This is a genomic window from Sporosarcina sp. Marseille-Q4943 (assembly GCF_943736995.1).
In the GTDB taxonomy this organism is placed as follows: Bacteria; Bacillota; Bacilli; order Bacillales_A; family Planococcaceae; genus Sporosarcina.
Map to the genome: position 1 here is coordinate 403,346 of NZ_CALSFT010000002.1, position 12,153 is coordinate 415,498.

14 protein-coding genes are annotated in these 12,153 nt (G+C 49.9%); 11 read left to right on the forward strand and 3 right to left on the reverse strand.

Going from position 1 to position 12,153, the window contains the following annotated elements; genetic code table 11:
* Positions 1-238: 238 nt before the first annotated feature.
* The 7 genes from NIT04_RS02090 to NIT04_RS02120 all read left to right on the forward strand — a co-directional run bounded on the left by NIT04_RS02090 (position 239) and on the right by NIT04_RS02120 (position 4,788).
* Complete coding sequence (locus NIT04_RS02090; protein WP_252503165.1) at positions 239-1,219, forward strand: rod shape-determining protein; 981 nt, start codon at positions 239-241, stop codon at positions 1,217-1,219.
* 90 nt (positions 1,220-1,309) lie between these two features.
* Complete coding sequence (locus NIT04_RS02095) at positions 1,310-2,149, forward strand: flagellar hook-basal body protein (protein WP_252501954.1); 840 nt, start codon at positions 1,310-1,312, stop codon at positions 2,147-2,149.
* Positions 2,150-2,174: 25 nt separating this feature from the next.
* The gene (locus NIT04_RS02100; RefSeq protein WP_252501955.1) at positions 2,175-3,011 is read left to right on the forward strand and encodes a flagellar hook-basal body protein; all 837 of its coding nucleotides are present in this window, start codon (positions 2,175-2,177) and stop codon (positions 3,009-3,011) included.
* Positions 3,012-3,033: 22 nt separating this feature from the next.
* Complete coding sequence (locus NIT04_RS02105) at positions 3,034-3,369, forward strand: DNA-directed RNA polymerase subunit beta (protein WP_371922487.1); 336 nt, start codon at positions 3,034-3,036, stop codon at positions 3,367-3,369.
* Between the two features lie 50 nt (positions 3,370-3,419).
* Complete coding sequence (gene fabZ / locus NIT04_RS02110; RefSeq protein WP_252501956.1) at positions 3,420-3,863, forward strand: 3-hydroxyacyl-ACP dehydratase FabZ; 444 nt, start codon at positions 3,420-3,422, stop codon at positions 3,861-3,863.
* A 99-nt stretch (positions 3,864-3,962) separates the two neighbouring features.
* A complete protein-coding gene (locus NIT04_RS02115; protein ID WP_252501957.1) occupies positions 3,963-4,355 on the forward strand; it encodes a hypothetical protein in 393 nt (130 codons plus the stop codon).
* A gap of 88 nt (positions 4,356-4,443) precedes the next feature.
* The gene (locus NIT04_RS02120) at positions 4,444-4,788 is read left to right on the forward strand and encodes a hypothetical protein (protein WP_252501958.1); all 345 of its coding nucleotides are present in this window, start codon (positions 4,444-4,446) and stop codon (positions 4,786-4,788) included.
* A 413-nt stretch (positions 4,789-5,201) separates the two neighbouring features.
* On the opposite strand, the gene NIT04_RS02125 is transcribed toward NIT04_RS02120, so the two are convergent.
* Positions 5,202-5,648 carry a YwpF-like family protein gene (locus tag NIT04_RS02125; protein WP_252501959.1) on the reverse strand — a complete coding sequence of 149 codons (447 nt, stop codon included), beginning with the start codon at positions 5,646-5,648 and terminating at the stop codon, positions 5,202-5,204.
* Between the two features lie 242 nt (positions 5,649-5,890).
* Here NIT04_RS02125 and NIT04_RS02130 point away from each other — a divergent pair, with 242 nt between their 5' ends.
* Positions 5,891-6,349, forward strand: a complete 459-nt coding sequence (locus NIT04_RS02130) for a single-stranded DNA-binding protein (RefSeq protein WP_252501960.1) — start codon at positions 5,891-5,893, stop codon at positions 6,347-6,349.
* A 281-nt stretch (positions 6,350-6,630) separates the two neighbouring features.
* Complete coding sequence (locus NIT04_RS02135) at positions 6,631-6,792, forward strand: hypothetical protein (protein ID WP_252501961.1); 162 nt, start codon at positions 6,631-6,633, stop codon at positions 6,790-6,792.
* Positions 6,793-6,836: 44 nt separating this feature from the next.
* On the opposite strand, the gene NIT04_RS02140 is transcribed toward NIT04_RS02135, so the two are convergent.
* Together NIT04_RS02140 and NIT04_RS02145 are read right to left on the reverse strand one after the other, a co-directional pair.
* Positions 6,837-9,581, reverse strand: coding sequence for a DEAD/DEAH box helicase (locus NIT04_RS02140; RefSeq protein WP_252501962.1), 2,745 nt, complete (start codon positions 9,579-9,581; stop codon positions 6,837-6,839).
* Positions 9,578-11,155, reverse strand: a complete 1,578-nt coding sequence (locus NIT04_RS02145; RefSeq protein WP_252501963.1) for a hypothetical protein — start codon at positions 11,153-11,155, stop codon at positions 9,578-9,580. The genes NIT04_RS02140 and NIT04_RS02145 overlap by 4 nt, the downstream gene beginning before the upstream one ends.
* 120 nt (positions 11,156-11,275) lie before the next feature.
* Between NIT04_RS02145 and NIT04_RS02150 the strand changes: the two genes are divergently transcribed.
* Both NIT04_RS02150 and NIT04_RS02155 read left to right on the forward strand, forming a co-directional pair.
* Complete coding sequence (locus NIT04_RS02150; RefSeq protein ID WP_252501964.1) at positions 11,276-11,593, forward strand: hypothetical protein; 318 nt, start codon at positions 11,276-11,278, stop codon at positions 11,591-11,593.
* Between the two features lie 87 nt (positions 11,594-11,680).
* The gene (locus NIT04_RS02155) at positions 11,681-12,124 is read left to right on the forward strand and encodes a transcriptional regulator (RefSeq protein WP_252501965.1); all 444 of its coding nucleotides are present in this window, start codon (positions 11,681-11,683) and stop codon (positions 12,122-12,124) included.
* Positions 12,125-12,153 lie beyond the last annotated feature (29 nt).

Here is a 12,153-nt window from a genome sequence, read left to right on the forward strand (position 1 = left end):
CCTATGCCTTTTAGTAGGGATTGAAAAAGGACTATAGGAAAACAGTTGTCATATTACGAACTCCCCAAAACAACCTGTAAAAAACCCCCATACGACACTATTCCCCAAGACCTAAATAACTGCATAAAAATATACGGAAATCCTGTCAAACTTTGTGTTCATTAAAGAGCCATTATGGTACAATCTATAGTTAGGAGAATAGACGACCGAACTATGGTTGGAAGGGGAAACGGGATTGATGTTTGCAAAGGATATCGGAATCGACCTTGGGACTGCGAATGTGTTGATTCACGTAAAAGGGAAAGGCATCGTTCTAGACGAGCCTGCAGTTGTCGCAATCGACAAACATACAAACAAAGTATTGGCGGTTGGCGAAGAAGCGAGTAAAATGGTAGGAAGGACGCCAGGCAACATTATTGCTATCCGTCCGATGAAAGATGGCGTCATCGCCGATTTCGACGTGACGGAAATGATGCTGCGTCATTTTATTAATAAATTGAATGTCAAAGGTTTCTTATCGAAGCCGCGGATCCTCGTTTGCTGTCCGACGAACATTACGAACGTCGAACAGAAAGCGATCCAGGATGCGGCGGAGAAATCCGGCGGCAAAAAAGTATATCTCGAAGAAGAGCCAAAAGTCGCAGCGATCGGTGCCGGCATGGACATCTTCCAACCGAGCGGGAATATGGTCATCGATATCGGCGGCGGCACGACGGACGTCGCAGTGCTGTCGATGGGGGATATCGTCACATCCGAATCGATCAAAGCCGCTGGCGACCTGTTTGACAATGACATTATTCAATCAATCAAGAAAAAATATAAATTGCTCATCGGGGAGCGGACGGCGGAAACGATCAAGAAAGAAATCGCCACCGTCTTTCCGGGCAGCCGTAAGGAAGAGATGGACATCCGTGGCCGCGATATGGTCACAGGACTTCCGCGCACCATTACGATCAGCTCTGAAGAAGTGCGGGAAGCGCTGAGCGAGTCGGTCGCTATGATCGTCCAATCTGCGAAAAACGTTTTGGAAAAAACGCCGCCCGAACTATCCGCGGACATTATCGACAGAGGCGTCTTCCTTACAGGCGGGGGTGCTTTATTGCACGGAATCGACCAGCTGCTCGCCGAGGAATTGAAAGTTCCGGTATTCATTTCGGACAACCCTCTCAGCTGTGTGGCGATCGGGACGGGAATCCTCCTCGAGAACATTAGCAAATAAACTCGAAAAATCTTACGTCTGTTTGATTAATAAATGACGGATTCAACCGAAGATAATAGAAGGACGAATAATCGAAAGGGGGCGGGCATCATGTTCCGTGGATTTTACACAGTCGGCTCCGGCATGATTGCGCAGCAGCGCAGGACGGAAATGCTTGCGAACAATATCGCCAACGCCAATACACCGGGCTTCAAAGCTGAACAGTCGAGCATCCGTTCATTTCCGGAAATGTTCATGTCGAGCCTCAATGCAAAGCGCATCCCGACAGAAAAAGGCATTCAACTGAACGGTTTGTCGCCGGTCGGAGCCCTATCGACGGGTGTCTACATGCAAGAGACGATGCCGCTATTCACGCAAGGGTCTATCCGTGAAACCGGCATGACGACGGACGTTGCGTTATTGGACGGAAGCTTGCCGATCGACCCGGAAACCGGTGAACAGGGAGCCGTCTTTTTCCGCCTTGAAAACGGGAATGGAAATGAGCTCTACACGAAAAACGGGAATTTCACACTCGACGCGGCAGGCTACTTGACGAATCCGATGGGGTACTACGTACTCGATACGAACGGTCAGCGCATCCAATTGCAAAATGACGATTTCAGCATTTCAGATGCTGGCGACATTATGCAAGAGGGAGCGGCTGTCGCAACTCTCGGTGTTTCATTCGCGGAACAGCCCGGCACCCTCCAAAAGCAAGGGAACGGCCTATTTGCAAGCACGGCAGGCAACTTGCCTGAAGCACAAAATATTGCAGGAGTGGGGTATTCATTCCAACAAGGCTATTTGGAAGGCTCCAACGTTGACGCTGCAAAATCGATGACGGACATGCTTGCCGCGTACCGCGCATTCGAAACGAATCAAAAAATCCTTCAAGCGTATGACCGGAGCATGGAAAAAGCTGTGAACGAAATTGGGCGTGTCAACGGATGACGCGTTTTGAAAGGAGCCGAAACGAATGATACGATCAATGACGACAGCGGTTAACACGATGAACCAACTGCAAAGCCAGTTCGATATTATCGGGAATAACCTTGCAAATTCGGCGACAAACGGGTATAAATCGAGTGAAGCCAATTTTCATGAACTGCTATACCAGCAATTCAATAACGATAAAGCCGACACGGCGCAGCGACTGTCACCGGCCGGGATCCGGTATGGCGTAGGTGCAGCACTCGGTCCGGCGAAAATGAATTGGAAGGTCGGTTCTTTACAGATGACCGGCCGCGAACTCGACTTCGCATTGACCGAACCGAAGCAGTACTTCAACATTATCATGCCCGGAGAAGACGGGGAGCAAACGGTTTACACGCGCGCTGGGAATTTTTACGTTTCGCCTGTTGACGGCGGCAACTTGATGCTCGTCAATGGAGACGGCTATCCAGTCGCGAATAGCGCAGGGCAGCCGATCACTTTCGCGGATAACGTCAAAAATTACAACATGCTTCCAGGCGGTGTGCTTGAAGTGACGCACAACGACGGAAATGTTCAGCGGATCGAGATGGGTGTCACGACTTTGGAACGCCCGAACTTGATGAGCCGCCTTTCCGATACGCTATTGGCGCTTCCGGATAACGTGGCGGAACTCGGCGTCGCTGCCGGGGACATCCTGACGGAAATGAACGGGGCCAACCGCAACCGCATCGGCATGGAAAACCTGAAGCTCGAAGCTTCCAACGTCAATTACGAAAAAGAAATGACAGACCTGATCAATGTCCAGCGTTCTTACCAATTCAACGCGCGGACGGTCACGCTCGCCGATCAAATGTTAGGTTTGATCAATAACATTCGATAAGCCGCGCTAGGGAGAATCCGATATGATAGATGAAAAACAGAAACATCCTCAATGGGACCATATGAAACAAAATGACGTCACCGAGCGGCAAATCGTCGCGTCTCGCTTGGAACGCAACCAATTGAAGAAGCAGAAGTCCGTCAAAGAGGAAACGAGCGACAAGCGGCGCATTTGGGTCCAAATCCGCTTGCTGCCGATCTGGTTGCGGATCGTGCTCGTCCTTCTGTTGCTCACGGGCGCAGCAATTCTCGGAGCCATGATTGGTTACGGTTACGTCGGCGACGGCCAGCCATCCGATGCGCTGAAAAAAGAAACATGGACCCATATACTCGATATCATAAATGGGAAGGAGTCGTAACGGCTCTTTTTCATTTAATCAATACATAAAGTTACGGGAGGATAAAGGACATGCTAAACGCAGAACAAATTCAAGAAATCATTCCCCATCGCTATCCCTTCCTGTTAGTCGATCGGATTACAGAAATCGAAGAAGGGAAACGGGTCGTCGGCCTAAAAAATGTCACGGTCAACGAAGACTTTTTCAACGGACATTTTCCGGGTTATCCGGTCATGCCGGGCGTCTTGATCGTCGAAGCGCTTGCTCAAGTCGGCGCGGTCGCCATCCTTCAAAAAGAGGAAAACCGCGGACGCCTCGCATTCTTTGCAGGCATCGACAACTGTCGGTTCAAACGCCAAGTCGTTCCAGGAGACCAATTGAAGCTTGAAGTGGAAATTACAAGAATGAGAGGCACCATCGGAAAAGGGAAAGCGGTTGCGTCCGTTGACGGTGAAATTGCTTGCGAAACGGAAATTACTTTCGCACTAGGTCCAGTGGCAAAACCTTCAAATTAATTTGCGCACGTGCAAAATGTCAGCTACAATGGAAAGTGCAGTGTGTTTATTTGCTAGCGACGACACACGCACGTTTAGAGTGGGAGGTACCAACCAATTATGTACAATGATCTTTCTCCAAATATAAAGAGCAGCATTACGCGCTCTATCACCCAAACGTTTGAACAATACATGACGAACATCGCATGGGACGAAGAACTGTACGACATCGAAGACTTCATCGATTTATGGCGCGAATACATAACGACGAGAGCGCTTTGGTACGAGAGAATTCCGGACGACATGAAAAGAGATCCGAAATTCCACGAAGACCTCGCCCAGCGAATCAATGAAGTCATCCAGCGCATCCTAACCGATCCGCCATCCGAAGAACAAATCGCCAACATCCAGATGATGCAAGAAAAACTGGACACGCATTTGACATATGACTGTAAAGCTGAAGCCGTTTTTGTCGAAACGATACTTAAAGATCGCCTCGAAAAAGAACAATAAAAAGTATGGATAGTTCCCTCCTTTTTAGCCAACCTACGAGTATCATACGATTTGTATGATATAGGCTTGTGGAAAGGAGGGAATTTTCATGTTCAAAAAAGCGATACCGTTCGTACTCGTTTCCGGACTTGTCTTGACAGCATGTGGCGACGCCGGCAACAACGGCAACGGCAACAACGTTCCGGGCAACAACGAAACGCCGATGGAAAACCTGGACAATGGGCTAAATGACACGACTCCACGAGTCAACAACGGCGCAGGACCGGACATGGATGGCATCGATAACGGACTCGATGGAGACGGTGTAAACAACGGAATCATCAATGATGGAGACCGTAACAACGGAGACATGAACGGTGACAACACAACGGCACCGAATGATGACATCCTAACCGATGACAACAACCGCAAGAACAATAACAACAACCGCTAACCGCAAGCCGAAAGAAAAACCGCCACCCCCCGGCGGTTTTTCTTGTTTTTCGAATAATGTTTCACGGTGTTCCACGGTGTTCCACGGTGTTCCACGGTGCCTGTGCAGTACACAATTCAGTTTATTCACTACAGTTGTATAATGGTGAAACAGGAAGTCAGCAATACAGGTAAAAGGTTGACTTAATATCGTATTTCTATTCATTTAGGTGAATTGTCATAAATGTGTGCTGCACAGGCACCGACACAATTGGCACCGACACAATTCTGAAAAACGCATAAATCGTCATACTCGCGCACAAATCGTGCAATTCACGCATAAACTGCCGTAAAACCTCATAAATCCATATATTCACGCATAAATCCCCGCAATTACGCATAAACAAAAAAACTGCCCATTCCAGGCAGCTTTCCTCATGTTTCTTTCGCTTCTTCTCTATCCTTTTTCAACCGTGGACGTTCACGCATATCTGACTCGAAGCGTCTCAGCAGCTCCTCGCCGCTCAGTCCTTCGGTGATCAATTCCTCCAATAAATGCTCCGCGTACTGGGTGCGGGCGCGCTTCAACCGGCCTTTCAGCAAGACGGAAATATTATCGCCGATTTGCTGCACTGTGTCGACCGCCACGCGGAATCCTGCTGGCTCGTTTTCCGGATAGGAAATGACGACGCGCGCTTCCAATAGTTCGCCCGATTCCTTCCAACCTTCAAACAGCTGCAGGTGCTCCTTATCAATGAAAAGTTCGAGAATCCACATCCGGTGGCTATTCTCCTGATTGATAATAATACCATCGACCAGCGGAAAATCCTGAATTTTATCGTCTACTAAAATACCGACAGAAATCATTTTAAATGTCTTCATTCGCGCCACCCCGCTCACTTTTGCATCAAGTATACCATACGCCGGAAAAAAACTTCAGAAACAGCCAAGATTAAATTATCTCGAAAAAATGAAAACTTACAAACGTTGATAACATACATTTTCTTCATTTTAAACCCGAAAAATAGGCGTCAAAACACTATCAAAACCTAATTTTCTTGATTTGCGCCAATATTCCAATCGTTATAAGATAAAGGCACCACAGGTAGAAAGGAGGGGAAACAGTGAACCAAGTTGCACTCGTAGGGCGCGTGACGAAGGATCCGATCTTAAGAAGGCTATCGGAAGGAAGACTGCAAACGAGCTTCATCCTTGCCGTGAACCGCAAATTCAAGAACCAGCAGGGCGAAGTGGATGCCGACTTCATACTTTGCACAGCTTGGGGGAAAGTTGCGGAAAACACAGCGAAGCATTGCGGAAAAGGGTCTTTGATAGGTGTCGGAGGGCGGATCCAATCGCGGACGTATGAACGGGAAGACAAAAGCCGCGTCTTCGTCACGGAAGTGATCGGCGAGGAAATCCGCTTCCTGTCGACGAAACGGAGAGAGAACGACAATTTGTACGGAGAGCCTGAAGTCCATGTGCAACAGAGCGGCGGCGATGAAAGGAAGACCGAACAGGAGAGGGTCAGCTCGAATTTCCATCTGCCGCAGGATGAAAAAGAGGGACTGCCTATCTATTGAACGCAAGGATGATACATAGGAGGCAGGGAAAACACGGATAAAGGAGGACCGCCGAAAGACACAGGTACGCAAAACAGAATAGTGGAGTAAAAATATCTACGAGAGAAAAAGAAGTAAAAGGAAATCAGGAAATGGAAGGGTGGGGATCCTCCCATATCCACAGGGGAGCATTGCCGTCTGCCTATAGGCAATGCTTGCTGCATAGACCGGATGATCTAGGCCAATAAAACGCGGCGGGGACCGCTCCCGCCGCACAATCCAATCATAAAGGAGGGGACAACATGGAACAGCACAAACAACAACTCATCCGAATGGAACTCCAAGTCGGACAACTCATCCGCATCATCGCCGGATTGAACGAGCGGCTCAATGAATTGGAGGAAAAAGAACTTGCAAGAAAAGTCATCCCTATACATATGCGGCGTCGGGCACAGCGGACGTGAACGAAAAAACCCCGGCTCCCAAAAGGGAAACCGAGGTCGCGCACTTATCTTTCAAATGACAGAAGATCGTCCAATTCCGTATCGGACAACTCCGTGAGCCATTGACTCGACTGGATCAAATCCGCGGAAAGAGCCGCTTTCTCGACAAGCATCTTATCGATCTTCTCTTCAATCGTCCCAACCGTCACGAACTTATGGACATGCACGAACTTCGTCTGTCCGATCCGGTATGCCCGGTCCGTCGCCTGATTCTCAACCGCCGGATTCCACCATCGGTCTGCGTGCAGCACATGATTCGCCGCCGTCAAATTCAACCCGGTGCCGCCAGCCTTCAACGACAGGATGAAAATCGGGAATTCACCAGCCTGGAACGCCTCGACCAAATGATCGCGCTGCCCTTTGGGCATGCTGCCCGACAGGAACGGCACATCGATATCGTACAGCTCGCTCAAACATTGGCGGATCAATTGACCCATCCCGATATACTGCGTGAAAATCAAACATTGCTCCCCATTGGAAGCGATATCCGCCGCCATCGACACGATCCGGTTCAGCTTCACCGAGCGCTCCAGCATCTGATCCGCAGGCGCATGAGGCTCCTTCAAAAACAGCGACGGATGATTGCAAAGCTGCTTCAAACGGCTCAACATCTTCAAAATGAGCCCTTTCCGCTCAAAGCCGGTCAACGTATCCAGCTTGAACTTCGTATCCTCGATGAAACTCTCATAGAGCGCAGCCTGCTCCGTCGTCAACGGGCAATACTCGTTCTGTTCGAGCTTCTTCGGCAAATTCAGCTGTAAATCGGGATCGTTCTTCGTACGGCGCAGCAAGAACGGACGAATTTTCGCACGCAGTTTTCGCTTCTCGAGCTCCGAATCATCCCGCTCGATCGGAACGATGAACTGCTCGGTGAACGTCCGGAAACTTCCGAAATACCCTTTATGGATGAAATCGAAAATCGCCCATAGTTCAGACAGCCGGTTCTCGATCGGCGTCCCCGTCAGCGCAATCTGATGGTCGCCATGCAATTTGCGAATTGCCCGGGACTGCTTCGTCTGCATGTTCTTTATATTTTGCGCCTCATCGAGCGTAATGCTCGCAAACACGGTGCCGCCTAGCGTCTCATCGTCCTGCGTCGCGGTGCCATACGTCGTCAAAATGACATCCGGCTTACGCTCCTCGAGAAGCGCATCGAACTCTTCGTCCCGGGCACGCGATGGACCGTAATGGGTATGCACGACGAGCGACGGCGCAAAACGTTCAATCTCCTTCTGCCAGTTGCCGAGCACGCTCGTCGGGCAAATGATGAGCGAAGGGGAGTCCGTCTCAGGGCGCGCATGCACATTCAACAAATACGTAATGAGCTGAATCGTCTTCCCGAGCCCCATATCGTCCGCCAAACAAGCGCCGAAATGATGCTCGCGCATGAAGACGAGCCAATTATACCCGTCGACCTGATACGGACGGAGCTCCGCTTTCAACCCGGCCGGAATGCCGGCGTCAGGAAGGCCTTGCTTATTCCCAACCATCTCGACGTAATCGCGCAACGACTGCTGCATCGAAAACGCAAGAAGGGGATCGTCGGCGCTGTCATCTTCATCGACCGGAATGATCTCCTCAGGAATCTCTTGGAACAGCAAGTCCTTCACCGTCCACTCGCCCGCATCCGCCTGCTCCATCAGCTCGCGGATCCGCTTCAGCCAAAGCGGGTCGATATGGAACCACTCGTCGCCCGAGCGGATATACTCGCGGTTCTCATCGACGAGTTTCCGGAACGTATCCTGATCGATCTCCTTCCCGGCAAGCGAAAAGTTCCAATCGAACGACAGGACTTCATCAAGACCCGCAGCGGAACGATACGACTGCACACTCGCACTCGTCCGGACGCGCATCCGCGACTCCGTCACCGACTTCAGCCAAGCCGGCAAAATGACGGGATACCCGAACGACTGGAACACGGGCAGATCTTCCTGAATGAACATCCGCACTTCCGGATCCGACATCGACATCGACAAAAATCGATTCCCAGGCTCGGCCTCGACCGAACGGAGGAAAGACACCATCTCGGACTGCTTCTCTCGGATTTCATCAGCGAAATCCTTCCACTTCGCAGGAAGCGCGTCACCGATTTCCGCATTCGCTTTCCGGACAGCTGGCGTCCAATGCGTTCCGCGCTCACTGACGACGACCGTTTCCAGCAGCCACTCCGTATCCTCGTCCGCATCCGGCTCCGTCAAACGGAAAGCGACACGGACAGGCATCGTCGAAACCGACTCGCCCGGCCACCCGAACTTGCGCAAATGAGGCAGCAGCGCCGGTAACTGATCGAGCCGTATTGCCGAAGCATTGATTTTTTCGCGAATCGCATCATGCAAAATCATCGAAGAAAGGGCGGAAATCCCGATTTTCTCCTCGTCGAATCGAATCGTCCCTGCGTCCAGCTCCGCATGCTGCCAGAAATCGGGTTCATTCCATACACGGGCCGCTTCCCGCAACGCGGATAAATGGGCCTCGTCATTCGTCGACTTACCTTCAAATGATGCGAAAGGATGCGTCTTGCCCGCAAACACCTGAAGGAACTCGTTCGTATTCAAATGGACGGCTTCCGCATCAGTCGCCGGCAACAAGCCGTACAACGCCTGCTCATTATTGAAGAACAGGAATGAAGAGAGCCTGTCCGGGGCAATCGCCCGTCCGGATGAATCGGTCGCAGTAACCGAATACCGCCCTCCTTCATCCCGTTCAATCGCCAATTGGAAAAGGAAATTCAACGTATCCATTTTCGTCATAAATTCAAATTCCCCTTTTCCATTTCTTCCGACAAGGCGCGCAGCCTTCTATACTGTTCGCGCACCGTGTCGATGTAGCGGTTCCAGAAATCAACCTTGCCGCTCTTTTTCGCGCCCGCCTTCATATTTTTGAACAATCGTACAGCACGGCGGTAGCTATGCCGGTTCTTCTCCTGGATGAACCGCATCGCGTACGTATGGAGCAAAGGCATGACGGAGGCCGGGTCATTCGCGAGGACGAACTTCAACGTATCCGGTTCAAGTCCGTCATACGGAATATTGAACCGGTGCATGAGCGCCGCCCATTCGGCAAAACGCTCACGCTCGATGAGGAAATCGCCGAACGCGCTGACGCCGTCTTCCCCGTAAATCATGAAAAGCTCTTCCCGGCGCTTTTCCGGAAAATTTGCCTCTTCCAGCAAGCCGTCGATTTTCCGGATGAAATGATACCGATCGGTCGAAAACGAAATCCGCTCATAAAACGTGCCGATATGCGGATAGATTGTATCCATGATGACGGTAAGCGAACCTGCGTCCTCCATCTCGGCAGCAAGATCAGCAAGCGGAAGCCAATGGCCGACGAGCTCGCCGCCCGCCCGTTCCGCAATTGACGCTAAGGATTCCTCGTCGCCTTTCGTCAAATTGAAGTAAGCGGCGAAGAAGGCCGCATCCACCGAATCATCATCAAGAAGATGGGCAAGCTCTTTCTCCTGTGCAGCCTTGTCCTTGTACAGGAACTCCCACAGGATCGCATAGATCTCAAGGCGGACTTCAAAAAGACCGTCATTCCGCAAGACAAACTCACGGAATTGTGTTTTCAGCGCGGTGTAAAACGCGTCCGTCTCGAACAACCGAGGATTCTTTCCGAGCGCCTTGCCGATATCGCGCAATTTCTCGATCTGCTCATTGAGCCACATCTTCACTTGCCATTGGCGGTACGTAAAATGATTGGCCTCCTCGAGATGCCCATGCGCAAAAGACCAGCCCGCTTCCAAAAGATGCAGCCGGTAAAACAGTTCGAACAGCGGTTTCCATTCGAATTCGTAAGGGGACAGCGGGATCACTTTCTGGTCCAACAACGAGCTTTCATGGATGAAAACGTTCGGATTGTCGCCAGGCCCGATATCCCTTAACGGTTTCGTCAGCCTGTACAACACATCGTTCCAAGCTTCGGGCGTCCGTTCCGAAACGGTGAGCACCATCTGCTCCGTCTCTCTCCGTTGCCAATCATGCAGCCATTCCGTCAACGAATGGAACTGTGAATATAAATGAAAGACAGTCGCGATCTTATGGACGCACCAATCGCCTTCACCGCAAGTGCAATCGGTGAACGGTACCGAAGGGGCAAGCTTCACCGTTTGCTCGCCTTCATCAGCCAATGTCGCAACGAAGGTAGTCACACCCTGTACAAAACGGAAGTCAAGAAACGCGCCTTTTCGGACAAGCGTTACCGCCTTCCGGATCTGCTCGGACTCCTTCTGCACATCCGGACGAAACGAATGCTTGATCCGACTCATCCATTCATCTATTTCACGCTCATGTAAATACGAAAATCGTTCCACTGACATGTGCATCGGCTCACTCCCTAAACTTAAGCATTCCCTTTATTATAAGGCTTTTAAGCGTGAATCGTAAATGATATCATTTAAAGTAAGGCAACAACATACATAAATTTCATGAAGGGGGAACCAAAAATGGAACAATTGATGCTACACGTACCTAAAGTTTATGAAAAACGCTATCTTTTGTTGGAAGATTATACGTCAATTGACCATATCTATGTGGAAGACGGAAATGGGGGCGGCTTCATTGCAGTAGAAACTTTCATGATGCCGGAACCCGAAACCCAATCGGTCGTCGTCAATTATCAATCCGATGAAGTGACATTGTTCTTAGACAAGGAAAATAAATTTCTCAATCAGCTCCTGAGAAGGAATATACCGTTCGAACCTGTACAAACTCAATTCTTTTTGCACCCCAATGAGAAGAATCATCAATCCAAACGTCGTTGAATAGGATAGAAAACAAATCATTCACAAAAAATGGTGAACTATGATAGAATAATAATAATCGGAATATTCAATGATGGAGGGATAAACATGCTTTCAGTCCAGCGTATGACGCCTTTTTTCACTAGCCAAGAGGACTTCCGTCTACGTCTCGTGTTCGCCTATCAATATTTCTCGATCATAAAAGGCGGTGAAGTGTACCAATTCGTTCCCTCTGAAGGAAAGGAAATTGTCGTCAACGTGAAGAGCCTCCAAGTCGAAAACCTTGGTGAGGTGTTCGTCTTCCAACGCGGCAACCGATTCATCCGGCTGCCGCTGTACCAACTCCTTCTCATCTCGGATCTTCATCTGCATCTGTCGTCGATTCTTGAAGGGACGTTGAACTTGCAATTGGAAATACCGGAAGTCGTCATCCAAGAAGCAGAGGAGCTGATGAAAGAAATCGAATCCGAAAACCGCATGCGCATGATAGACTACGCACTCGAAACAAACAATCGTACCTTATTCACTCAACTGACGGAAGGAATGCAATAAAATTGAAAAACAAATCATGAAAAAACACT